Here is a 23,665-nt window from a genome sequence, read left to right as displayed (position 1 = left end):
ATAATAAATTAACGTAAACCTACACCTACACATATTTTTATTTTAAAGTAAAAATTATAATTTGTCCATACATAAGTGTTGCTACATAAATAACCCACCATTAATGTTAAGCACATGCCCTGTTATATATTTTGCTTCATCACTTGCTAAAAATAAGACCCCTGCTGCTATTTCTTCCCCTGTTCCCATTCTTTTCATTGGAATATTATCTAATATTTTTCCCTTTTGCACTTCATTTAAAACTTCAGTCATTTTAGTATCTATAAACCCAGGAGCAATACAATTTACTGTTATATTACGACTTGCAACTTCTTTTGCTATAGATTTGCTCATAGCTATTATTCCAGCTTTAGACGCTGCATAATTTGCTTGCCCGGCGTTTCCTGTCAGCCCTATTATTGAGGAAATATTTATAATTCTTCCCCAATTATTCTTAATTAGTTTCCTGCATGCTTCTCTACTCAGCTTAAATGTAGAACTCAAGTTAATATCAATTACTTTTTGCCATGTTTCATCTGTCATTCTCAATAATAAACTGTCTTGCGTAATGCCCGCGTTGCATACAAGCCCGTCAAAGCCTTCCATCAACTCACTTGCTCTGTTTACTAGTTGATTTACTTCCTCAGCATTTGATAAATCACAAGGGAGTACGTGCATATTTTTTTCATATTGTTTAGCAACTTCTTCGAGCACTTCTTTTTTTGTGCCAGAAACACATAAAGTTGCTCCGGCTTTGTGCATAATTTTTACAATTGCTTGCCCTATTCCGCCTGATGCACCAGTAATCAGGAACTTTCTGCTTTCCAATCCAAACATAATAACTTTATATTATCTTAATTCCTAACAGAATATTGACTAGTTGGCAATAGATTTCTTACATAATATAAGTAACTCAGATATTCACAAAATAAAGGAAAAGTTATAATAAAGTTAAACGTCAAAAAATTTTAAAAACATAGTTATGCAGGAATTGTTACTAAATAGTTTATTCTGGTGCTCTACAGTCTAAATGGAATGCTTAAATTATAGATTCTTTGTTTTTGTGTGTTATCTTGAGTTAACACAAATTCACAGTAGTATTATGATCAGTAAGTTAAAAAAGCTTAGCACTGGATTTTCTTTGACAGGCTTGATTGGCCATAGTGATAATATAAATATGCAAGGAGCAAAAAATAAAAAGAAGAAGTACCCAAAATTTTTGGATAAGACGTTCGCATTGATTGATGCGATGATAAATTTTATTTTAAAACGTGAAAGTAATAACGTAAATGAAGTTCTGAGAGTAACATGGGGACCACTATTTTTTGGTCTGGTAGTAATACTTATCTTTTTTGGGATAGGTGGTATTTGGTCGGCTATAGCTCCAATTGACGGTGCGGTGCATGCAAGTGGAGAAGTTATTGTATCTTCAAATAGGAAAATAGTTCAACACTTGGGTGGAGGAATAATAAGCAAAATTTTAGTCAAAGAGAGCCAAGCAGTTAAAAAAGATGAGCCTCTAGTTTTGTTGAGTGATGTTAACGAGAAGGCGAATTTAAGTATTATCAAAGAGAAGCTCTTATCATTTTTAGCAACAGAAGCAAGGCTTCTTGCAATCAGAGTAGATTTGGACACGCTCGAGTTTCCTGATGAGGTTAAAAAATTATCTCACGATGAACTTGTAAATAAAGCGATAAAGAATCAAGTAAAGTTGTTCAACTCTCAGAGAAAGAGCATATTGGGAAAAACAGACATACTGCAACAACGTATAAAGCAGTTAAATGATGAATTAGCGGGGCTAAACTTTCAACTAAATGCAGCTCATAAGCAATATGACTTGATAACTGAGGAGTTGGAAACAAAAAGACAATTACTTGATAGTGGCCATATAAGCAAACCACACATTTTAGCTTTAGAAAAGCAGTTTGCTGAAATTGAAGGCAGAGTTGGACATTACCGTTCTGCAATATCTCAAGTGCAGCAAAAAATTGGAGAGAACGAATTAGAAATTATAAACGTGAGAAACGATTCTCAAGAAAGAGCAAACGCTGAACTTAAGGAAGTTAGTACGTCTATTGCAGACTTGAAAGAGAGGCTGATGGTTGCTGAAGATTCATTAGCACGTACAATAATTAAATCTCCTCAAGATGGGATAGTCACAGATATAAGATACCATACTGAAGGTGGTGTTATACAATCTGGAGTTCCGATCATGAGCGTAGTGCCATCGGATGATGACCTAATAATAGATGCTAAAATTCAGACCAGAAACATAGAAGAGGTACTGTCGGCACAAAAGAAAGATAGCAACATAGTCTCTATTGATGGGCTAGAAGGGCTAAAGGTTAAAGTCCGGTTAAGTGCTTACAGTGCACGTCGTTTAAGTTTAATTAGTGGTATAGTAAGCCATATTTCTCCTGACGCTCTTGATGATCCAAGACTAGGGCGTTATTATTCAGTACGTGTAGTGATACCAAAACCAGAGCTTGCTCAGTTTAAAAACGTATACCTATACCCTGGTATGCCAGCAGAAGTGTACATAGTTACTCAATCTCGTACTCTTTTATCATTCTTGTTTACGCCTATAATTGCAACAGTCGATAGGTCTTTTATAGAAAGGTAGCTCACTCGTTAAAGTAGTAGTGAAAGTGCCGTAATAAAATTTAGGTACATAATTAGACAATAGGCTTCTTGACCTTACCCAGAAAAAGTGGAGAGAAAGAAAGGAGTTTTTTCGGGTAAAATAAAATTTTGGAGGATTAGAAATGGCAAGAGAATGTACGGCAGAATTCAAATTGGAAGCTGTTAAGCTGGCAAATGAACAAAGAAAGGTAGGTCAACCAGTTGCAAAAGTAGCAAGAGATCTAGGAATAAGGGATAGTGTATTAGGAAAATGGATGAAGAAATATAACGAAAAAAAGTCAGCGGCAAATGCATTTCCAGGTAGAGGTAACATGGCTCCTTACGACAAAGAGAGGTTTGATTTACAAAGAGAGTTAGCAAGAGTAACAAGGGAAAGAGACATTTAAAAAAAAGCCCTGGCCAGTCAAAAAGAGTAAAATATTTTTTCATAAAAGAGCATAGTAAACACTATAAAGTGCAGGAATTATGTAGGGTTTTCTGCTAGTGGCTACTATAAGTGGACTACAAGGAAAATAAGCAGTAGAGAATCAGCAAATAAAGAGTTATTAGCAGATATTCAAAAAATATATCAAGCTTCTAAATGTAGATATGGAGCTCCTAAAATTCATGCTGAATTGAAGGCTTTGGGTAAAAGTTGCAACTTAAAAACAGTGCAAAGTATTATGCAGAAAAATGGTATTCAGGCTATATTGAGAAGAAAATTTAAAATTAAGAAACAACAAACGGACAGTAGCTCCCAATATATTAGACCAAAACTTTATTGTCGATCAACCAAATAAAGTATGGGATTACTTATATAAAAACCAAAGAAGGATGGCTATATTTGGCAACAATAATCGATCTATATTCACGCATGGTAGTTAATGAGCAGTTCAATAAATAAACAATTGGTTATGGACTCTTTATTAATGGCCGTTAACAAGCGTAAACCTGCCAAAAATCTACTATTACATAGTGATCAAGGTTCACAATATACTTCGCAAGGTTATCAATATCTCTTATCCATAAAAAACATAGATGAGTTATAAAGGTTGTTGTTACGACAATTCTGTTGTGGAAAGCTTCTTCAGTTCTCTAAAAAGGGAGTTACCAATAGACACCTCTCGGCACTCTAAACAGCATATCAAAACTGCTATATTTGAATATATAGAAATTTTTTATAACAAACAACGTCACTATTAGAGGTTGTCCGGAAACAAGTAAATTCAAGCATATTCCCTCTTTAACATAACCCTACTCATAGCTAGGTATATGAAATTCTCAGTGGATGTTGTGAGTAAATCATACTCCTTCGATAGCCTTCTATTCCTATTAACCCAAGCAAAAGTCCTTTCTACAACCCATCTTCTTGGCTGTACTTTAAACCCTTGTTCTCTTGTTGGTAGTAGCTCAGGTGGCGTATCTTTGTGCACCCAAAATCTACATGGAGGCCTTTTAACAATTTCAATATCTATGTCATATTCTTCCTTTATGTGATTCTTTAAATTTCTTCCTTGGTATCCCATGTCAGCCCACATTTTTTTAACTTTAGTATATTTTGTTCTCATATTGTTTAATGCTATTTTAATACCATCTCTATCATTTTCGTTAGCAGCGCCTACGTAACAACCTAGTATAAAACCCTGAGTGTCTGTAATTATATGCCTTTTTCTACCCTTTACTTTTTTACTTCCATCATAGCCTTTGATCCCCCCTTTTCTGTAGTCTTTACAGATTGACTATCTACTATACAGGCACTCGGCTGCTCATTCCTTCCTATTTTTCTTCTACTATATTTTGTAATTTCATAATTCATTTTCTCAAAAATTCCCTGCTTCTTCCATTGCCTGAACTGCTCATACACAGTCTTCGATAGCGGAAAATCATTTGGTAAATACCGCCATTGACACCCTGTACGCAATACATAGAAAATTGCTTCTAATATTTCTTTTTTGCTATACTTTGGCAGCCTTCCTCCTTTCTTGTATGATACTCTGAAGTGTTTTTCTATTCTTGCCCATTCCCTTTCGCTTAGATCTGTTGGATACTTTTTTCTCATCTTTACCCCGTACTAAAATTTCAGATATTATAGCCTTTTACTTGTTTCCGGACAACCTCTTAATAAAGTTTTATAGCTTGGTAGGAAATAGTGGGATCAGAATTTGAAGAAATGCTAAAGGAAATATTACAAGAAATTAATGATCAAGGCTTCAATAAAGATAATATAATTGATAAAATTAAGGATAAGCTGCAGGAAAAGGATCCACGCGTATACAACGGGTGGAAAGATAACAAGTTTGATATAGATCACCTGTTTTTACCAGGTATCATGTTGCGTATGATAGCTAAAGATACAAAATTAACAGGGTTCTTTATAGAATATGAAAGGACTCTTTTATATGTTGCTGCTGAACATGGGCACATACAAATAGTAGAAAATCTATTAGACAATGGAGCGAAAACCGGTATAAAAAATGGATATTGCAAAGAAGCTCCTTTACATGTTGCTGCTAAACATGTACACATACGAATAGTAGAAATTTTGTCAAAAAAAGAAGCAGATATCGATCTGAAAAATAGGTATGGGGAAACTCCTCTACATTATGCAGCTAAGTATGGACATACACAGGTATTAGAAAATCTATTGGGAAGAAGCACTAATGTTAATGTGCAAAGTGAAGTTGGAAGAACTCCTTTACATGATGCTGCTAATAATGGTCATATAGAGGTAGTAAAACATCTTATAAAAAAAGGGGCAGATGTTAATGTGCAAAGTAAAGTTGGAAGAACTCCTTTACATAATGCTGCTAATAATGGTTATATAGAGGTAGTAAAACATCTTATAAAAAAAGAGGCAGATGTTAATGTAGTGGACCAATATGGAAGAACTCCTTTACATGATGCTGCTAAGCATGGTCGTATAGAGGTAGTAAAACATCTTATAGAAAAAGAGGCAGATGTTAATGTGCAAAGTAAAGTTGGAAGAACTCCTTTACATAATGCTGCTAAGCATGGACACACACAAGTAGTAGAAGTTTTACTAAAAAAAGGAGCAGATGTTAATATACAAGATCGAGGAGGAAGAACTCCTTTACACTACGCTGTTCAGCGTGGATACCCAAAGCTAGCAAAACTTCTACTAAATGATGGTGCAGATCCATCATTTATTCATAGATCTAAAGCTATAACAGCAGGAGTTGCTGTGGGTATATTAGCTGCCATTGTTACTCCATTAGCACTCGTTTACGCTACTGCATTACCTGCACTAGCAATAATTGGAATTACTGTAGCATCTGCACTGATAGTTGGTGGAATTTCCTATGGGGCTGCGTATAAGTCATCAGAGCACTCATTAAACAGTAAGCTAAGTGAGGTTAGATGCAGTAATGTTGATGGAAATAAACAAACTGTATAACCATAATTATTAGCTCACCACAGTAACCGCACCATGGCAGTGTTTGTATTTCTTTCCGGAGTTGCAAGGACATTTGTCGTTTCTTGAGACTTTGGGAAGTCTGCTATTTCTAGCAGAATGTAACCTATTGCCTATCTCTTGGTTGTCTGCCAACTTAAAGTGTGCTAAGCGGTGAATGGTGAGTTCCTTCCATTTTTCAAGCATTGACTCAAACATCAAGAAAGCTTCGCGTTTAAATTCATTCAGTGGATCTTTCTGCCCCATAGCACGTAAGCTTATGCTTTGTCTTAGGCTCTCTAGAACTGAAAGGTGTTCCCTCCATAAATGATCAAGTGTCATTATCATCATTTGCTTCACGATCGTATTCCACAAATCTGTAGTGTGCTGACTGTTGAAATATTTTTCTTTCTCAGTAAAAAATTCTTGTATCTTATCATTTATATAATTCAAAGCTTCTTGTTTATTCAAAAACTTTGCCAAGTCTTCTTTATCAAGCGTTATTCCATACCTTGTATGGAATTCTTTGACTATATTTTCAATATAATCCTCATAATAGCCACTTTGGATTATACCTTCTACTACGCTCTCATTTACTTCGCTATATACTTCAAGTAAATCATTAATTTCGTTGCCTAAGATATTGTTTCTCTGTTTAAAAATAACTTTACGTTGGTTATTGATTACGTCATCAAACTTAAGTAGAGATTTCCGCACGTCATAGTTTCTAGCTTCAACTTTCTTTTGCGCTTTCTCGAGTGCCTTATTGATCCATGGATGATGAATAGCTTCGTTATTCTTTAACCCTACTTTTTGTAAAAAGCTTCTCATTCTATCAGAGCCAAATATTCTCATTAGGTCATCTTCGAGCGATAAAAAGAACTTAGAAAGTCCAGGATCCCCCTGACGACCAGAACGGCCGCGTAATTGATCATCTATTCTCCTGCTTTCATGTCTTTCGGTTCCAACCACACATAAACCACCAGCTTTTATAGCAATTTCCTTATCTTTTTTTACTCTTTCAACTATTTCTTGGTATTTTTTTTCTCTTTCATCAGCATTTTTTATCTTCTTTAGCTCTACCTTTGCGATCATTTCAGCATTTCCACCGAGTTGAATATCAGTTCCACGCCCTGCCATGTTAGTTGCTATAGTGATACTACCTGGCACCCCAGCTTGCGCTATTATGTACGCCTCTTGTTCATGATAACGAGCATTCAATACTGAATGCTTAAGAGAATGGCTTTGCAAAAGCGCAGAAAGCTTCTCAGAGTTTTCGATGCTCACCGTGCCAACAAGGACCGGTTGAAGGCGTTTGTAGCATTCTTCTATAAACTTCAACACAGCATTAAATTTTTCCTTTTCTGTACCGTAAATTTCATCATCAATATCAACTCTTTTTACAGGTACATTGGTTGGAATTTTTACTACATTTAATCTGTATATATCACGAAACTCTTCTGCCTCTGTTGCTGCTGTTCCCGTCATTCCGGAAAGTTTATTGTACATACGAAAGTAATTCTGAAATGTGACCGATGCTAAAGTTTGGTTTTCATGCTGAATTTCAAGATTCTCCTTCGCTTCAAGTGCCTGATGAAGACCATCGGAATATCTCCTGCCCTCCATCATACGCCCAGTAAATTCATCAATAATCACTACCTTGCCATCCTTTACTATATAATCTTTATCAGCAGTAAACAGCTTATATGCACGTAATGCTTGGTCTATATAATGAGTCATTATCATGCTGTCAGTATCATAGAGCGAGGAATTTTCAGGAATGAGATTGTATGACCTTAGTAGTTCCTCCACTCGTGAAATACCATCTTCAGTCAAGAATACCGTTCTACCTTTTTCATCTACTTCATAATCGGAGTCAACTAATTTGGTTACTATTTTATTGATATGCTTATATATCTGATTGTTTTCCTCAACCGGGCCAGAAATAATAAGCGGAGTGCGAGCTTCATCAATGAGTATTGAGTCCACTTCATCAACTATTCCGTAGTGAAAGCCTCTCTGAACCATGTCTTCTTGAGAAAATTTCATATTGTCTCGCAGGTAATCAAAGGCAAGCTCGTTATTTGTGGAATACACGATATCTGCACTGTAAGCCTCTTTCCTCTCTTCGTCTGTCAAGTTATTCGTAATAAACGCAACAGAAACCCCAAGAGAATTATATAATTTGCTCATCCACTCTGTGTCTCGTTTTGCAAGGTAGTCATTAACAGTTACGACGTGTACGCCTTTCCCTTCTAAGGAATTTAGATATGCTGCTAAAGTTGCAACGAGTGTCTTTCCCTCTCCTGTTTTCATTTCTGATATCATACCATTGTGGAGCACCATTCCACCAATCAGTTGAACATCAAAGTGCCTCATGTTAAGAAACCTTCGAGAGGCTTCACGCACAACTGCAAATGCAGGTACGAGAAGATCATTTAACGTTTTCCCATTTTTCAATTCTTGTTTGAATTCTTCAGTTTTACCAGCAAGCTCCTCATCAGATAAACTCTGCATTTCTGTTTCTAATGCATTTATTTGCTGAACAATTTTCCTAAAGGATTTTATTATCTTCTTATTTGTTGACCCGAATATCTTTCTTATAAAAAAGAATGACAACGTAAAAATGAAAAATATAAGAATGGCTGTCAAAATTAGCGGAGAATCTAGCATAAACTTAAGTAAAGTCTTATTTAATATGAGATTATATTACTAAATGCAGCCTACAGCAATTACATATTAGATTTGGGGAGTCTTTGGAAAGTCTTTTTTTAATCAAGAATTAAGAGTTTGCCAGGCAATTCCTACCCTCGAAGGCCTTTCTATCAACACATAAAGACTCTATTGCATTATTTTAGGTGTTTGGTAATCTTTAATTCTAGATCAAACAAATTTATAGCAGCCTGTATGAGGTAACTAGTTATGCACGGTAATATCTACCAGCTAAAGGTATTGATGCTATTTTTGCATCGAGGAGTGCTCTATCAGCACTCTTTTCGCTTAGGTACAGAAATAGAAGAGGCCAGAAAATTCGATGATTTAGTATTTGAATGTACCCAAGGTAGTAAGAAAGTATACCGTTTTTTGCAGGCTAAACACACACAAGATGAAGATAACAAGAAAATTGGAGTAGGGAACTTACTTACAAAAGATAAAAGTGGTGAGTTTGGATTAGCAAAGTATTTTGTTTCTTACCTAAAGATCAAAAATAATCAAGATTTTGCAGATGGTAACCTGAAAGATTTTATTATCTGTACTAATATCGATTTTGATCTGGATCAAAGCACAGCACGAAACACAGTGAAGAAGTTGAGGGTAAAAACTTTAGGACCAAACGAGGAAATAGAAATTTTAGTTGAAGTAATCGACACTAGTGATGTCTTTTTTAAAGATGGTGGCACTAGATATAAGTTCTCTTATATTCACAATAACATGATTTCAGTAGTGCAACCAGCATTTGAAAGTGCTGTAGAAGAAGCGATGGAAGAATTAGAAGAGGAGATAAAAAAACTCCAAAACAAGCCAGATCAGAACTCAAAAAGGAAATTGGAAAGAAATCAGACGTGGCAACGTGAATTTGGACGAATGATGAATGAAGGTAGGTTGGAAGACAATATAAAAGAATTTTTTGATAAGTTAGTATTTGCAGTAAATCAGCCCAATGAAATAAAACTAGCGGATATTATCAAAAGTGAGCTAGGCGAGCAATTTAATGATATTGATAGACAGAATGTTTACGCTCGCTTCCAAGAAAAAATGCTAGATTGGTTGAAAGAAAAAGGGAGACGTTTTCTTACACATGAAGACGGAAGAGAATTCTTTCGCAAGATGAAAGAAGAAATCTTAGAGGTTGTCCGGAAACAAGTAAAAGGCTATAATATCTGAAATTTTAGTACGGGGTAAAGATGAGAAAAAAGTATCCAACAGATCTAAGCGAAAGGGAATGGGCAAGAATAGAAAAACACTTCAGAGTATCATACAAGAAAGGAGGAAGGCTGCCAAAGTATAGCAAAAAAGAAATATTAGAAGCAATTTTCTATGTATTGCGTACAGGGTGTCAATGGCGGTATTTACCAAATGATTTTCCGCTATCGAAGACTGTGTATGAGCAGTTCAGGCAATGGAAGAAGCAGGGAATTTTTGAGAAAATGAATTATGAAATTACAAAATATAGTAGAAGAAAAATAGGAAGGAATGAGCAGCCGAGTGCCTGTATAGTAGATAGTCAATCTGTAAAGACTACAGAAAAGGGGGGATCAAAGGCTATGATGGAAGTAAAAAAGTAAAGGGTAGAAAAGGCATATAATTACAGACACTCAGGGTTTTATACTAGGTTGTTACGTAGGCGCTGCTAACGAAAATGATAGAGATGGTATTAAAATAGCATTAAACAATATGAGAACAAAATATACTAAAGTTAAAAAAATGTGGGCTGACATGGGATACCAAGGAAGAAATTTAAAGAATCACATAAAGGAAGAATATGACATAGATATTGAAATTGTTAAAAGGCCTCCATGTAGATTTTGGGTGCACAAAGATACGCCACCTGAGCTACTACCAACAAGAGAACAAGGGTTTAAAGTACAGCCAAGAAGATGGGTTGTAGAAAGGACTTTTGCTTGGGTTAATAGGAATAGAAGGCTATCGAAGGAGTATGATTTACTCACAACATCCACTGAGAATTTCATATACCTAGCTATGAGTAGGGTTATGTTAAAGAGGGAATATGCTTGAATTTACTTGTTTCTGGACAACCTCTTAGGAGGCTTTCGATTTGAGGTGAGAAATCCAGTAGGATCGTTCACTGGAAGGACAGAAGAATTACGAGAACTACACAAATTAATACAAAAAAGTCAAGGTGTAGCCACAGTAATATCGCAACTGGTTTCTATTAGTGGGTTGGGAGGAATAGGTAAGACTGAGCTGGCCAAAAAATATATTGAAGAACACAGTAAAGATTATGACAACAATATTATATGGATAAAAGCTGAAACCCATGAAACCATGGTGCAGTCTTTTCTCAGGTTAGCTAGAGATCCTTTAGGCATTCCTACAGAAGATAGGGATATTGAATCTATTGTAAGAGACATATACGCTTTTTTCGCCAAGAGAAAAAGTCTCTTTGTTTTCGATAATGCAGAAGAATATAGAAGTGAAGGTCAAGATGCTGGTATTAGTCAATTCTTACCGTCCCACTTTTTATCATCTGATGATAATAAACCTAGTGTTTTGATTACCTCTCGTAATCAGAAATGGGGAGATATAAAATCATTAACATTGGGTGCATTTACTGAACCAGAATCAATAGACTTTATTAGAAAAGCATTAGGTATAAAAGATGGTTCACAAGAAAATGAAATAAAGAATTTGGCAGAAACATTACAGCATTTTCCTTTAGCTTTGCAGCAGGCAGTTGCATACATAAAAGAAAGGGATATAGCATTAAAGAATGTAGGCTTGAAGTTTGAAATTAGTGATTATTTAAAGAGATACAAAGAGGAAGCAGAAAAATTACTTGATTTTAAGTTTCCTAAAGACAGCGACAATAGCTACACCAAGACAACTTTTATAACCTGGAGAATTACTATTGATAAAATCAAAGATAACCCAGAGTATGGTCAGCAAGCCAAAGAAATCTTGGATATCATTGCCTATATTGCTCCTGACAACATTCCTGCAAAAATGTTTTTAGGGGTAGAACGCAATGAAGAAAAGTTAGGTGATGCTATCCAACTACTTAAACAATATTCAATGATCAACTCAGGAGAAGAGCAAAGCTCAGTCAATATCCACAGGTTAGTACAGCAAGTAACAAGAATAGAGTTAGAAAAACAAGGCAAAAACAAAGTTGTGAAAAAGACTTTTGAGTTACTGGAAGAAAGCTTTCCTTACGGCAGTGATAAATTAGAAGATTATGCTAAGAAACGACAATTATTGCCGCATTTAGAAGCGTTCTTATCACATGTAGATAATTGGCTAACAAAAAATCCTTCAGAAAAACAAACAATAGAAAAGGATTATCTTGTAAATTTGTTAATATGGATAGGCGATGGATATTTTGATTTAGATCCTAGAAGACAAAAGAAGTCGCTTGAACGGGTTTTACCTATCATCAAGAAACATTATGGCTCTGATCATTTTCAAGCTGCTATTACATTAGCAAACCTTGGCATTGCTTATGGTGCTTTAGGTGATCCTCAGAAAGAAAAAGAGTTGCTTGAACGGGCTTTACCTATCTTGAAGACACATTATAGCCCTGATCATTTCGAAGTTGCTAAACTGCTGGCAAACCTAGGTAACGCTTACGGGTATTTAGGCAATTATAAGAAACAAAAGGAATTGCTTGAACGAGCTTTAGCAATTCAAGAGAAACATTGTGGTTCCGATCACTCTGAAGTTGCTAGAACACTGGCAAACTTAGGTAACGTTTATGGTGCTTTAGGTGATCCTCAGAAACAAAAGGCTTTACTTGTGCGAGCTTTACTTACTTTTGAGAAACATTATGGCACTGGTCATCCTGAGGTTGCTAGAACACTAATAAGTTTAGGCACCGCTTATAGGGCTTTAGGTGATCCTCAGGAAGAAAAAGAGTTGCTTGAACGGGCTTTACCTATCTTTAAGGAATATTATGGCTATGATCATTTTGAAGTTGCTAAACTACTAGCAAACCTTGGTATCGCTTGTGGTGCTTTGGGTGATCCTCAGAAAGAAAAGGAGCTGCTTGAACAGGCCTTAACAATTAAAGAAAAATATTACAACTCTGATCATTTTGAAGTCGCTATTACTCTGACAAACCTTGGTATCTCTCATGTGGATTTAGGTGACTATAAAAAACAAAAGGAGTTACTTGAACGGGCTTTAGCAATCAAAAAGAAACATTACAGGCCTGACCATTTTGAAGTTGCTAGAACACTGGCAAACCTCGGTAATTCTTATAGGGTTTTAGGTAATCCCCAGAAGGCAAAAGAGTTGCTTGAACAGGCTCTAGCAATTCGAAAGAAACATTACGGCCTCGACCATTTTGAAGTTGTTAAATTACTGGCAACCCTCGGTATCGTTTATGGCACTTTTGGCGATCATCAGAAAGCAAAAGAGTTGTTTGAACGAGCTTTACCTATTTTTGAGAAACATTATGGCTCTGGTCATGTTCAAGTTGCCAAACTACTGGCAAATCTTGGTATTGCCTATGGCGCTTTGGGCGATCACAAGAAACAAGAGGAATTGCTTGAACAGGCCTTGCCTATTTTTGAGAAACATTATGGCCCTGATCATCCGGAAGTTGCTAAACTGCTGGCAGAACTAGATGACATTTAGGTTTTTAGCAATACTGGATTAACAACAATTCATTTGAGCTACACTTCCAAAACTAATCTATTTGGATCTTCTATATAATTTTTTATTTTAACGAGGAAAGTTACTGCTCCTTTGCCGTCAACTATTCTGTGATCGTAAGAGAGAGCAATGTACATCATAGGTCTGATTTCTACTGCATTACCAACAGCAACTGGCCTGTTTTGTATTGAATGCATTCCAAGTATTCCAGATTGCGGAGGGTTTATTATCGGAGTGGAAAGAAGTGAACCGTATACTCCACCGTTTGAGATGGTAAATGTTGCACCTTCCATTTCTGATACTTGTAATTTACCCTCACGAGCTTTTTTGCCAAGAGCAACTAAAGTCAACTCAATTTCTGCAAATGACATCTGATCGGCACCCCGAATAACTGGTACAACAAGACCTTTATCGGTGCCAACAGCAACACCTACGTCATAGTAATGTTTATATATGATTTCATCGCCTGAGATTTCAGCGTTAATTTCAGCAATTTCTTTCAATGCTTGCACCGCTGCCTTTATAAAAAACGACATAAAACCAAGTTTTATTCCATATTTTTTTTCAAAGGCGTCCTTATATTTTGCTCTTAGATCCATGACATTCTTCATGTCAATTTCATTGAACGTGGTCAGTATTGCAGCAGTATTTTGCGATGCTTTCAAACGAGCGGCAATTACTTGCCTTATTTTGCTCATTTTTACTCGTTCCTCTCTTTGCTCTCCATTTACTACACTTTTTGGCAATTCATATTGTTTTATTGCAGGTTGTTCAGCTTTGTTCATATGGCCTATCACATCTGCTTTTGTTATTCTGCCTCCCATGCCAGTTCCTTTGACGCTTTCTGCACTGATTGCATTTTCTTCCATAATTTTACGAGCTGATGGAGCATCTTTTTTAGCAGCACTTTCGCTTTTATCTTCTTTTCTCGCTTCCTCTTTTACTTCTCCCATGGAAAGCTTCGCTAACAATTGATCAGGACTTATTACATCATCTTCTTTTATAAGAAATTCAGTTATTTGCCCTGAAGCTTCTGCAGTTAATTCGAGTGCTGTTTTGTCAGTTTCAATTTCAAAGATCAAGTCATCTACTTTTACTGCTTCTCCAATACCCTTCTTTATTTTTACTATACCTTCTGTAACTGATTCACCACCAAGAGTTTTTGGTGCTCTGATTTCTATAATTTTGCTCATAAAACAACTTCCGTATAAAACTTTCTATAGATTTATACATGAAAAGAGACATGTAATAAACTAATAAATTCATTGAGGCTCTTATCATTTAGAAGTGACAAACGGATAACATATTCCCAAATGTCATTCCAGCACGTGACGCTAGGCCATAAAAATTCCTTGACAAGCTTTGCCATCCCCCCTATCATGAAACTGAAGCTATTTATTTATCTTCGCAATCTGTGCAGGTTAATGACAAAAAACTTAGGGTATTTGGCGTCTCATGTTTAATTTTTCGCACTACGTGCATCGCATGTCTTTAAAAATTTTTAGGTTTTTACCTATATAAGCCGAAACGCGCTTACAAAGCGTTTAAGACAGCAAAAAACGTCAAATTGACAAGGGAGAATTTGAATGCTAGCTACTACGGGGTTTCTTTGCCTTTTTTCCTGCTTGGTAAATTTCTTAAACACTTGCGGTGTAGGTTAGTTGCAAGTTAAAAGCAGCTAAATCGCTCTTAATCAAGCGTTTTAGAATAAAAAAAACGCCGATATTTTAGTACATAGTAAATAGCCAACCACCATGGGGCTTCTTTTGCCTTTTTTTTCGCTTGGTAAATTTTTTAATATTTATAGCTAAACGACAACCGTCATCCCGCTGCTTGTTAGCGGGATCTAGAGATACCGCGAATGAATCGCGGTATGACGGTTAAATAATTCGTCATCCCGCTACGTGTTAGCGGGATCTAGAGATACCGTGACGGTATGACGGTTCGCGGTGGTATGACGATAAGGTTTATACCTTGTCATGCAAGTACTAGAATCCAGTAAGCTTATTTATGCATATAAAAGGTTATTATTTTGTAAAGTCAAAGTTGCTTTTGGTTTTAAGTTAAAGTACAATAAATGCAAAGGTTTATATAAACTGGATCCAAGTAGTCAGCTACTTGAATGACATCAGACAAACAATCGTACACATGCTAGTCAAAATAGGTACCAGAGGAAGCAAGCTTGCAGTTGCCCAGGCTTTGGAAGCAAAACAAAAGTTGCTGGATTCTTTTCCTAACTTATCTATTGAAATTGTTAAAATAAAAACTTCTGGAGATAAGTATGCAAACGCAAATCTTGCTGAAATAGGAGGCAAAGGATTATTCATTAAAGAAATTGAGACTGAATTGCTCGAAAATAATATAGACATGGCAGTTCATTCGCTAAAAGATATGCCTGCGTTTTTCTCAGGGGGTTTAACAATTCCTTGTGTTTTAGAAAGGCTAAGTTCATGCGATGCGTTTATTTCTCATAAACACAATAGCCTTGAGTCTTTGCCACAGCAGGCTACTATTGCCACTTCTTCAATAAGAAGAAAAGTTCAGTTGTTAAATGTTAGACCAGATTTAAATATAGTACCGCTACGTGGAAATGTAACAACCAGATTGCAAAATCAAAGTTTTGATGGAATAATTCTAGCTGAAGCAGGACTCATAAGATTAGAAAAACATCACTTGATTACAGAGGTATTGCCACCAAAAGTTATGTTAAGTGCAGTGGGGCAGGGGGCGGTTTGTATTCAATGTAGAAGGAATGATGTAAAAATTATCGATCTTTTAGAGAAAATTAATAATAATATGTCTTTTATAGGAGTGAAATCAGAGCGCAGTTTTATGAAGACAGTGAATGGTTCATGTTTTACACCACTTGCAGCTTTGGCTGAATATGTGAGCGAAAATATGCTACACCTTCGTTGTATGTTAGCAAGTGGAAAAAATATATACTTCACTGAGCGCACTTCATTTATAGAAGATGCGGAGAAAATGGGTATGGATGCAGGATTAGAGTTGAAATCAAAATGCTTATAAGCTTACCTAAAGTACGTGGAATCTATCGTTATGATGTCTTAATGTCTAAAGCGACGTGGTTAAATGTTGGTGGACGAGCTGATGTATTATTTAAACCATGTGATATTGAAGATTTAACATACTTGATTAAAAATACTGAACTGCCAGTTAGCGTTATTGGTGCAACATCCAACATAATAGTGCGAGATAGTGGCATTCGAGGAATAACAGTAAAATTAGGTAAGGAGTTTGCATATATTAAAAGTAAGGGTAACAACTCTATTGTAGCTGGGGGAGCTGTGCTGCTCAGCAACCTTGCTCACTTTGCGGGAAATCAGCAGATTAGTGGGTTGGAGTTTCTAGTTGGAATTCCAGGAACAGTTGGTGGCGGAATAGAAATGAATGCAGGTGCATATGGTAGTGATATCGCAAGTGTTGTACAATCCATAAAAGCAGTGAATCTAGAGGATGGAAACCTATATGAGTTCTCCAGCGAAGAAATGGGGTATTTTTACCGTGGACATAGCCTAAAAGGAAATTGGATTTTTGTTGAAGCTGAGTTTAAAGGAGTAAACTCAGAGTATGAGCTTATACTGCAAAGGTTAAAGGAAGTTATTGAGAGGAAAAATAAAAGCCAGCCAATAAGAGGAAAAACTGCTGGGTGCATATTCAAAAATCCAAAAAACTACCGAGCATGGGAGTTAATTGATAAATCTGGCTGCCTAAGGTTAAATATTGGTGGAGCTAGAATCTCTAAGAAACATTGTAACTTCTTGCTCAATTACGATAATGCAACTGCATCTGACTTGGAAAACCTTGGCAACAAAGTAAAAGATGCAGTAAAGGATAAATTTAATGTTGAACTTGAGTGGGAAATAAGGGTTTTGGGTAGCTATTAGATAGTTTTTATAGCTTATGTATATTCGTTCAGGAGAACGGCAAATAAGGTAAACAAGTAATCTAAAAAAATAATCATAGAGAAACCGTGAGGTAATGTGGTTAATCTTGTAGAACTTTGCAAGAATCTAGAGAGAAAAATAGCAAAGTTATACCAATTCTCATTATTAGTGAATCAAATAAGCGATATTGTAGAGTTATTTAATTGTGGAGTGAGAAAGAAAGGCAATAGTATGGCTTTTTTCCATTGTTATCTATCCGTTTATTGTGCAGTGGGAATTGGTATTAGCTGAACGGACACTATTGTTATACTATATCTTATATACAATTGTGCAATATGGACAATGGCAACAAATTTACTAGCGAAATTCAGTGATTTATGATTGATAATTAAAGTTCTTAATTAGTAACCGTTCACACTTAATTCTTCAATCTCACTAATAGAAAGGCCAGTAAATTTGACAATAGTGTTGACATCAACATTGTTAGCCAGCATTGCTTTTGCGACTTCGATTTTTCCTTCGATTTTTCCTTCCTCTTTACCGATTTTGATGCCTCTTTCTTCGCCAATTTGGATGCCTTTTTCAGTAGCAAGGTCAAGTCTGTATTCAAGAATGGCTTCTTCTTTGCGCAGATCCATTATTCTTTCTTCATAAGTTATTAGATCTTTTTCATTCCAGTGAAACTTATCTAATTCATCATATGCTAGCTTTATTATTGGTGATTTTTCCGCAATTTTTCTGAGATCTTCGTCCGTTGTTTCATCTGCATATTTGAAAAAAAATAGCCAACGGTCTACTACACTTTCTAGTTGTTCTTCTCTACTCTTAGGAAATTTTGGCAGCTCTATGAAGATAAATTGAAAATCTTTTAAGTCATGCTCATTGGTTTTTTCATCTCTTATGGTATGGCTAGATATATAGTCAAGCTTATCAGGGAATAAGGTACAATTTGAAATCGCGATAAAGAAAATCTTCTTTAAATCAACGTATTTACCAGATTTATCAGCTTGTCTTGAGTAAGCCTTAGCAGCATAAAGTTGTGCGCGTTTTTCAAAGCCTTTATCACGAGCGAGCTGGTTAGGTAAGGAAGTAGTATTGCTACTACTCCCTCCCTTAGAAACGCAGCATGCAGGTTTCCCCACACTACGCTTGAGCCCCTTATCTAAGTCCTTCTTTTCTCGAACCGGCTTGTCCTTCATGATTCCTCAGAAAACATCATTCTTAATGGTGACACCAACAGTAGAGAACCTTCTCTTGAGAAAGAGCTTGCTAACATTTTTGTTTGTTTCACTCTTTCATCAAAATACTTTTTCCATTTTAAGTCAAGTGGATTTGCATCCGCCCTGATTTTAACATGTCGTCTGATAGGTATATCAATCAACCTAAGCAGTCTTAAATACCTTATCTCTTTCGGTTTGTTCTTGCATATGGGTGCAGCAAAGACCCATTGGCGTTGTTTCATTACCTTGAAGTAACGATTCTTTATCCAACGTAATCCTTTACGAGGATGTCTTTTCTTTGCCCATTTCCATAGAGCACACATAATTTCATGGTCTATTTTGTTAAAAGCTCTTTTCGCACACACATGGCTGTAGTAATTTCCCCATCCCCTTAATAGGGAATTGAGCAACTTGATTAGTACGGCCTGAGTGTTCGCTATGTTTGCCTTTATCAATGTACGTGCTTTATTAAGAAGTTTCTTAATACTTTCTTTTGAAGGTTTTATAATTAACTTCTTATTATACCTGCGTACATTACAACCAAGAAAGTCAAACCCTGTTGTAATAGATGTAATTTTTGTTTTCTCTTCGGAAAGGATAAGACCTCTCTCCTGAAGAAAGGACGATACTAGAGGTTTTACTTCATTTTCCAGTACTTCACGTGTGATTCCTGAAATGATAAAGTCATCTGCGTACCTGATTACATTTACTCCACTTCTGATTTTGCTTCTTCTTTTACTGCCAAGTTTACCAAATTGACTTTCCAATGATTTTTCAAGTCCATTTAGGGCTAGATTTGCTAGTATTGGAGAGATGATACTACCTTGTGGGGTACCTGCAGTTGTGGAATACAGAGTTTTTGATTCTAGGAAGCCAGCTTTTAACCAGCTATGAAGAATTTTCTTCTCCATAGGAATATGCTTCATGAGCCATTCATGGTTAATGTTATCAAAACACCCTTTAATATCACCTTCGAGTATCCATTGTAGTTGGTTACGGCTTGCCAGTAACAAGTGACAAGCCACAGTAGCGTCTGCGCAGGATCTTTTTGGTCTAAAACCATAAGAGTGACGATCACTGATCGTTTCAGCTATCGGTTCCAAAGCAAACAAGTATAATGCTTGCATGGCTCTATCTTTTATCGTAGGGATTCCAAGAGGTCTTCTTTTGCCATTAGACTTACTGATGTATATCCGTTTTAGCGGAGAAGGTTTGTATCCTCTTTGTTTTAATAGCTTTATTCCTTGAAATTTTGTGTTGCAAGTTGACCATATTTGACGATCTACACCTGCTGTGTTTTTTCCTTGGTTTTCAGTTACTCTCTTAAACGCCAAAGCTTTGCCGCTAAAAGAGCGTGTGAGAAGGTGTTGTAAAGTTTTCACCTTACCCCATCTGCCTTGTTGGACAGCCTTAACAATACGCCTCTGTAGCCTCATAACAACTTTTTGGCATTTCTTCCAGGGTAACTGGTTCCATGCTTCGGAGTTATTGGTAGGTACACTTACAGTTGTACTTGTAATCATCTGCTTTCCTACCTTAAGTGGTTAACAAAGTTTCTTGTCATGAGGGACCAAATGGAAGTCTGCTCGTTTTCACGCGAATTAATGTTACAAATTCTATCCATTTCGTTACAAAATGGCATTCGCTTTCTCCATTATCCTTTACCTGCACATCCATCAGCATTCCTTGCGGGTTGCCTGCCATATAGGCGAAAATACAGGCTTATCCTGTTCCTTTTGTCATACAATAGTGGGTTAGGTGGCTTCTCTATACCGGTGATTTGCGTACATCCAGAAATGAAAAATGTCACATTACCTTTTGGTCGGAGCTTATCAGCATCTTTAGCTCTTTAATCGTTACGATACTTATGAAGCTTCACTTACGTTCACCATACCACTAAGCCTAGCCCTCCAACCACATGATGCTTGTAGTTTATGCTTTCTCTCACGATTGAGCATCTTCTTTATCAAGAGGAGGTTCATTGTCCGCGTCGCTCGGCACCAACTGGTTACCCAATTCGCACTGATGCGTAGACTCAGATGGCAAAACATCTGGTTCAATAAGCTTTAGAATCCTTTCAGTTTCTTTCTGAATGAATTCCTCTCCTTTTAAACAATATGACCGAAGGCTTTCAGGTCGCACCAAACCAACTATCAACCGCGGTAAGTCAACTCAGATCTATACGTTTGTTAATGGAAGGCCAATCAAGGATAATCTACTTATTGGTGCAATTCGATATGCGTATCAAGATTTTATTCCAAGTGGGAGGTATCCTTTTGCAGTGCTGCACTTAGGTATACCATACGATCAAGTAGATGTAAATGTGCATCCAAATAAATCAGAAGTAAGATTTCAGAATAAAAGGTTAATATATGAAATAGTGAGAAGAGGGATAATAAAAGCGTTGTCAATGAGAATAGGTACCTCTTCAGTGAGTGATATTAATGGATCTAGGTGTCAAGGTATTGGAGAAGAACTGAGTGGTTCACCTTTTGATGTTAGTGAAAGTCAAAGGAATAATGAGTGTGTTAATAATGGAAAAAGCAGAGAAGTAAAGGGTCAAAAAGAATTTTACGGAAGGAGGCCAAGTCCTTTTGAGAATCAGCTAATGAAAGAATTCAACTTGCCAAATGCAGGAGAAAAAGGCTTATCAGAACGGTCAGAATCATTTGACTATACTGATACACAGAGATTCCTACTACAAGCGGAGACTATTGCCCTAGAAAGGGAGCAAATTGATTTTATAGAGGATTATCCTCTAGGATATGCACGCTGTCAGGTCTACAATACTTACATTATTGCTGAGGCTAAAGGCAAATTAATTATGGTAGACCAGCACGCAGCCCATGAGAGGTTGATCTATGAGTGCTTAAAACAAAAATCAAGCATAAAAAGGCAAAAGCTTCTTCTTCCTGAAATAGTTGAGATTAAAAACCAAGCAGGAATGGAGATGGTTGAAATGTATAAAGATAAGCTTTTTGAAATGGGTTTTGGTATTGAAATAGAATCAGAAGATAAAGTAAGGGTGAAAGAAATACCTGCAATCTTGGGAACAATAGATATAAAAGAGATGCTAATTGAAGTAGTAGATAGATTAACAGAAATGGAAGATATGTTGCCAATAGAGGATAAGGTGAACAAAATGCTGGCCACGGTCGCGTGTCATGGATCGATTCGAGCAGGGAGAAAAATGAAGTTAGAGGAAATGAATGAGCTACTGAGACGAATGGAAGAAACACCGTATGCTGGGCAATGCAACCATGGAAGACCAACTTACATAGAAATGAAACTAAGTGATATAGAAAAATTGTTTGAAAGGAGATGAATTCAGTTTGTCAAAAAGGTTCCCAATTAAGTATACGTAATAGTTCTTCTGATTATGAAGTATAAGATGTGAGAAAAGAGAATAACTGCTCTAGCTTTTTAGACTACAAAGCAATAGGACAGGAAGTAAGAAATCGTAGATTAGCGAAGAGATATACTCAAAAAGATTTAGCGGGAAAAATCGGCGTAACATATCAAATAGTACTACAATATGAAAAAGGAACACGAAAAATTTCGATTGAGAAATTGTACGCTATAGCGGAAGCATTGTCAGTAAGTATTGTGGATCTCATTCCTGTATCAAATGAGAAAATCTATCTTGAAAATAAAGAAGAAGAGATACTAAATTTAATAAGAGAATATAAAAAGATTAGCGGTCAGGAGTTACGTAAGGTATTTTGCTTATTAACCAAATTTGCCCGAGTTGGTGAAGAAAATAGTAAAAAAACAGAGAGAATAAAAATTGCAAAGGGTCTAGTTAAAGAAGGAATTTCTATCGATATTGTCTCGAAAACAATAGGTCTCTCTGCTGATGAGTGTGTTGAAGAAAAGGTTGGTTCTATATACTGCAAAATAGGAAAGAAGATAAAAGAGTGGAGGATAGTGAGAGGGTATACTCAAAAAGATTTAGCAGAGAAAATGAGTACAACACGTGACGAAATAAGCAACTATGAACAAGGACGTGTGGCTATTCCACTGGAAAAATTGTATGCAATAGCGGAAACATTATCGATTAATATCATGGACCTACTTGAACTAACAGAGGATGCAGATGATAAAGTGGAAAATGAATTACCGAATTTAATTGAAGAATACAAAGAAATTGAGAGTCAAGAATTACGGTATGTGCTAATAAAATCTCTGCTTGAAGGCATACAAATTTACGAAGAGAAAGTGAAAAGAGCAGAAAAGATGAAAATTGCAAAAGATTTAGTTAAAAAAGGAATTTCTACCGATATTATTTTGCAAATAACAGGCCTCTCTTTGGACGAAATTCAACAAGTTTAAAATAAAAAATCATTATACATTAATATCTTCACTTTTTGATGAAAAAATAAGTAAAAAAGATTTAAAAATTGATTTGACTTCACGCAAAAGCTATGGCTTTATGCCAATGCTGATAAGAAAACAGCAGTAAATATCTAAAAAAAGTTTGTTGTTAGTGAAGGGTAAATTATATGAATAAAAGTAAAGAAGAAATAGAATTCAGAATATTAGAAAGCAAAGGCAAAGCTCTACTTGATCGTGAAATAATGGAAACATTTCTAAGTGCAGTACATGAAAGGCCACAAGCTCAAGAAATTGCTAAAAATCTGGTGCATACTTATGCAGGAGTAGGAAGGATCTTAGGTAGAGAAATGGATGATCTGAAAGTTATAGAAGGAGTAACTGATTCTGCAGTAGCAATGATTATGTGTGTTAAGGAAACACTAGAAAGGGTACTGAGAGAAAAGCTCAAGGGAGAGCCAATAATGGACTTACAAGGGCTAGTAGAGTACTTGAACGTAAGTATAGGCCACTCAGAAAGGGAATGTGTAAAAATACTGTACTTGAATAAAAGGCGCCAATTAGTTGGAGAAGAATCCTATATTGGTGAAATGGAAAAAGCACCGGTGTACATAAAGGAGATTATAAGAAAAGCATTAATAAAAAATGCAACATTAATAATAATGTCACACAACCACCCTGGAGGAAGTTTAGAGCCGTCAGAAGAAGATCAAGCAGTAACAAAGAGCCTAGCAGCAGCGTGTAGTACTGTAAGCGTTAAATTGTTTGACCACATTATCATCACAAGTGGGGGCTATTTTAGTTTTAAGGAAAGTGGATTGTTATAGCAGAAAATATTTGCAAATCTACTCACTATAATT

Annotated in this window: 21 protein-coding genes and 2 pseudogenes; 15 read left to right on the top strand and 8 right to left on the bottom strand. The window is 36.1% G+C overall.

What is annotated here, in order from left to right; all coding sequences use genetic code 11:
* Nucleotides 1-81 precede the first annotated feature (81 nt).
* A complete protein-coding gene (gene fabG, locus ABL518_RS05145; protein ID WP_010962736.1) occupies nt 82-816 on the bottom strand; it encodes a 3-oxoacyl-[acyl-carrier-protein] reductase in 735 nt (244 codons plus the stop codon).
* A gap of 265 nt (nt 817-1,081) precedes the next feature.
* On the opposite strand from fabG, the gene ABL518_RS05140 reads away from it, so the two are divergent.
* From ABL518_RS05140 to ABL518_RS05130, 5 genes are all read left to right on the top strand, one after another.
* Nucleotides 1,082-2,602 carry an HlyD family type I secretion periplasmic adaptor subunit gene (locus ABL518_RS05140; RefSeq protein WP_010962735.1) on the top strand — a complete coding sequence of 507 codons (1,521 nt, stop codon included), beginning with the start codon at nt 1,082-1,084 and terminating at the stop codon, nt 2,600-2,602.
* A 142-nt stretch (nt 2,603-2,744) separates the two neighbouring features.
* The gene (locus ABL518_RS05135; RefSeq protein WP_010081854.1) at nt 2,745-3,008 is read left to right on the top strand and encodes a transposase; all 264 of its coding nucleotides are present in this window, start codon (nt 2,745-2,747) and stop codon (nt 3,006-3,008) included.
* A gap of 51 nt (nt 3,009-3,059) precedes the next feature.
* On the top strand, nt 3,060-3,401 hold the full coding sequence (locus ABL518_RS06615; RefSeq protein ID WP_095866567.1) for an IS3 family transposase: 342 nt from the start codon (nt 3,060-3,062) through the stop codon (nt 3,399-3,401).
* An 84-nt stretch (nt 3,402-3,485) separates the two neighbouring features.
* The gene (locus ABL518_RS06610; protein WP_156768648.1) at nt 3,486-3,650 is read left to right on the top strand and encodes a DDE-type integrase/transposase/recombinase; all 165 of its coding nucleotides are present in this window, start codon (nt 3,486-3,488) and stop codon (nt 3,648-3,650) included.
* Nucleotides 3,640-3,804 (top strand): IS3 family transposase, encoded by a 165-nt coding sequence (locus ABL518_RS05130; protein ID WP_080717620.1) that lies wholly within the window; start codon nt 3,640-3,642, stop codon nt 3,802-3,804. Before ABL518_RS06610 ends, ABL518_RS05130 begins: the two co-directional genes overlap by 11 nt.
* A gap of 23 nt (nt 3,805-3,827) precedes the next feature.
* On the opposite strand, the gene ABL518_RS05125 is transcribed toward ABL518_RS05130, so the two are convergent.
* A protein-coding gene (locus ABL518_RS05125) for an IS5-like element ISWpi1 family transposase (RefSeq protein ID WP_095742620.1) occupies nt 3,828-4,660 on the bottom strand; the annotation gives its coding sequence in 2 pieces (ribosomal slippage) (nt 3,828-4,291 and nt 4,291-4,660; 834 coding nt in all).
* Nucleotides 4,661-4,750: 90 nt separating this feature from the next.
* Between ABL518_RS05125 and ABL518_RS05120 the strand changes: the two genes are divergently transcribed.
* Complete coding sequence (locus ABL518_RS05120; protein ID WP_010081832.1) at nt 4,751-6,016, top strand: ankyrin repeat domain-containing protein; 1,266 nt, start codon at nt 4,751-4,753, stop codon at nt 6,014-6,016.
* Nucleotides 6,017-6,025: 9 nt separating this feature from the next.
* Here ABL518_RS05120 and secA read toward each other — a convergent pair whose 3' ends face one another.
* The gene (gene secA / locus ABL518_RS05115) at nt 6,026-8,686 is read right to left on the bottom strand and encodes a preprotein translocase subunit SecA (RefSeq protein WP_022626296.1); all 2,661 of its coding nucleotides are present in this window, start codon (nt 8,684-8,686) and stop codon (nt 6,026-6,028) included.
* A gap of 249 nt (nt 8,687-8,935) precedes the next feature.
* Here secA and ABL518_RS05110 point away from each other — a divergent pair, with 249 nt between their 5' ends.
* From ABL518_RS05110 to ABL518_RS05100, 3 genes and pseudogenes are all read left to right on the top strand, one after another.
* A complete protein-coding gene (locus ABL518_RS05110; protein WP_095742706.1) occupies nt 8,936-9,898 on the top strand; it encodes a hypothetical protein in 963 nt (320 codons plus the stop codon).
* Nucleotides 9,899-9,918: 20 nt separating this feature from the next.
* A pseudogene (locus ABL518_RS05105) lies at nt 9,919-10,750 on the top strand (IS5-like element ISWpi1 family transposase).
* A 45-nt stretch (nt 10,751-10,795) separates the two neighbouring features.
* Nucleotides 10,796-13,330: a tetratricopeptide repeat protein gene (locus tag ABL518_RS05100; protein WP_348994368.1), complete on the top strand. Its 2,535-nt coding sequence runs from the start codon at nt 10,796-10,798 to the stop codon at nt 13,328-13,330.
* 38 nt (nt 13,331-13,368) lie between these two features.
* Here ABL518_RS05100 and odhB read toward each other — a convergent pair whose 3' ends face one another.
* Nucleotides 13,369-14,541, bottom strand: coding sequence for a 2-oxoglutarate dehydrogenase complex dihydrolipoyllysine-residue succinyltransferase (gene odhB, locus ABL518_RS05095; protein WP_010962667.1), 1,173 nt, complete (start codon nt 14,539-14,541; stop codon nt 13,369-13,371).
* Between the two features lie 955 nt (nt 14,542-15,496).
* On the opposite strand from odhB, the gene hemC reads away from it, so the two are divergent.
* From hemC to ABL518_RS05080, 3 genes are all read left to right on the top strand, one after another.
* Nucleotides 15,497-16,375 (top strand): hydroxymethylbilane synthase, encoded by an 879-nt coding sequence (gene hemC / locus ABL518_RS05090; RefSeq protein ID WP_010962666.1) that lies wholly within the window; start codon nt 15,497-15,499, stop codon nt 16,373-16,375.
* Nucleotides 16,366-17,253 (top strand): UDP-N-acetylmuramate dehydrogenase, encoded by an 888-nt coding sequence (gene murB / locus ABL518_RS05085; RefSeq protein ID WP_010082163.1) that lies wholly within the window; start codon nt 16,366-16,368, stop codon nt 17,251-17,253. Before hemC ends, murB begins: the two co-directional genes overlap by 10 nt.
* Nucleotides 17,254-17,349: 96 nt before the next feature.
* Nucleotides 17,350-17,544, top strand: coding sequence for a hypothetical protein (locus tag ABL518_RS05080; protein ID WP_244263355.1), 195 nt, complete (start codon nt 17,350-17,352; stop codon nt 17,542-17,544).
* 110 nt (nt 17,545-17,654) lie between these two features.
* Here the strand turns inward: ABL518_RS05080 and ABL518_RS05075 are convergent, their stop codons facing one another.
* The 4 genes from ABL518_RS05075 to ABL518_RS05060 all read right to left on the bottom strand — a co-directional run bounded on the left by ABL518_RS05075 (nt 17,655) and on the right by ABL518_RS05060 (nt 20,630).
* Nucleotides 17,655-18,452, bottom strand: a complete 798-nt coding sequence (locus tag ABL518_RS05075) for an Rpn family recombination-promoting nuclease/putative transposase (protein WP_095742704.1) — start codon at nt 18,450-18,452, stop codon at nt 17,655-17,657.
* Nucleotides 18,449-19,996, bottom strand: coding sequence for a group II intron reverse transcriptase/maturase (ltrA, locus tag ABL518_RS05070; RefSeq protein WP_010082015.1), 1,548 nt, complete (start codon nt 19,994-19,996; stop codon nt 18,449-18,451). Before ltrA ends, ABL518_RS05075 begins: the two co-directional genes overlap by 4 nt.
* A 37-nt stretch (nt 19,997-20,033) precedes the next feature.
* Nucleotides 20,034-20,177, bottom strand: a complete 144-nt coding sequence (locus ABL518_RS05065; protein ID WP_173862902.1) for a hypothetical protein — start codon at nt 20,175-20,177, stop codon at nt 20,034-20,036.
* Between the two features lie 240 nt (nt 20,178-20,417).
* Complete coding sequence (locus ABL518_RS05060) at nt 20,418-20,630, bottom strand: hypothetical protein (RefSeq protein WP_223823088.1); 213 nt, start codon at nt 20,628-20,630, stop codon at nt 20,418-20,420.
* Here ABL518_RS05060 and mutL point away from each other — a divergent pair.
* The 3 genes and pseudogenes from mutL to ABL518_RS05045 form a co-directional block, all read left to right on the top strand.
* A pseudogene (mutL, locus tag ABL518_RS05055) lies at nt 20,617-21,798 on the top strand (DNA mismatch repair endonuclease MutL); the annotation flags it as partial. The gene ABL518_RS05060 and the pseudogene mutL overlap by 14 nt on opposite strands.
* Nucleotides 21,799-21,866: 68 nt before the next feature.
* Nucleotides 21,867-22,805, top strand: coding sequence for a helix-turn-helix domain-containing protein (locus ABL518_RS05050; RefSeq protein WP_190321206.1), 939 nt, complete (start codon nt 21,867-21,869; stop codon nt 22,803-22,805).
* A 170-nt stretch (nt 22,806-22,975) separates the two neighbouring features.
* The gene (locus ABL518_RS05045) at nt 22,976-23,632 is read left to right on the top strand and encodes a RadC family protein (RefSeq protein ID WP_010082269.1); all 657 of its coding nucleotides are present in this window, start codon (nt 22,976-22,978) and stop codon (nt 23,630-23,632) included.
* Nucleotides 23,633-23,665 lie beyond the last annotated feature (33 nt).

Source organism: Wolbachia endosymbiont of Drosophila willistoni (assembly GCF_040084705.1).
In the GTDB taxonomy this organism is placed as follows: Bacteria; Pseudomonadota; Alphaproteobacteria; order Rickettsiales; family Anaplasmataceae; genus Wolbachia; species Wolbachia pipientis.
The sequence above is the reverse complement of the archived record's forward strand: the minus strand, read 5'-3'. Positions and strand labels throughout refer to the sequence as shown.

Excerpts from the sequence above, each read along its gene's own strand:
- fabG (WP_010962736.1), bottom strand. The coding sequence starts at position 816 with ATGTTTGGATTGGAAAGCAGAAAGTTCCTGATTACTGGTGCATCAGGC.
- ABL518_RS05140 (WP_010962735.1), top strand. The coding sequence starts at position 1,082 with ATGATCAGTAAGTTAAAAAAGCTTAGCACTGGATTTTCTTTGACAGGC.
- ABL518_RS05135 (WP_010081854.1), top strand. The coding sequence starts at position 2,745 with ATGGCAAGAGAATGTACGGCAGAATTCAAATTGGAAGCTGTTAAGCTG.
- ABL518_RS06610 (WP_156768648.1), top strand. The coding sequence starts at position 3,486 with ATGAGCAGTTCAATAAATAAACAATTGGTTATGGACTCTTTATTAATG.
- ABL518_RS05130 (WP_080717620.1), top strand. The coding sequence starts at position 3,640 with ATGAGTTATAAAGGTTGTTGTTACGACAATTCTGTTGTGGAAAGCTTC.
- secA (WP_022626296.1), bottom strand. The coding sequence starts at position 8,686 with ATGCTAGATTCTCCGCTAATTTTGACAGCCATTCTTATATTTTTCATT.
- ABL518_RS05110 (WP_095742706.1), top strand. The coding sequence starts at position 8,936 with ATGCACGGTAATATCTACCAGCTAAAGGTATTGATGCTATTTTTGCAT.
- odhB (WP_010962667.1), bottom strand. The coding sequence starts at position 14,541 with ATGAGCAAAATTATAGAAATCAGAGCACCAAAAACTCTTGGTGGTGAA.
- hemC (WP_010962666.1), top strand. The coding sequence starts at position 15,497 with ATGCTAGTCAAAATAGGTACCAGAGGAAGCAAGCTTGCAGTTGCCCAG.
- murB (WP_010082163.1), top strand. The coding sequence starts at position 16,366 with ATGCTTATAAGCTTACCTAAAGTACGTGGAATCTATCGTTATGATGTC.
- ABL518_RS05075 (WP_095742704.1), bottom strand. The coding sequence starts at position 18,452 with ATGAAGGACAAGCCGGTTCGAGAAAAGAAGGACTTAGATAAGGGGCTC.
- ltrA (WP_010082015.1), bottom strand. The coding sequence starts at position 19,996 with ATGATTACAAGTACAACTGTAAGTGTACCTACCAATAACTCCGAAGCA.
- ABL518_RS05065 (WP_173862902.1), bottom strand. The coding sequence starts at position 20,177 with ATGGCAGGCAACCCGCAAGGAATGCTGATGGATGTGCAGGTAAAGGAT.
- ABL518_RS05045 (WP_010082269.1), top strand. The coding sequence starts at position 22,976 with ATGAATAAAAGTAAAGAAGAAATAGAATTCAGAATATTAGAAAGCAAA.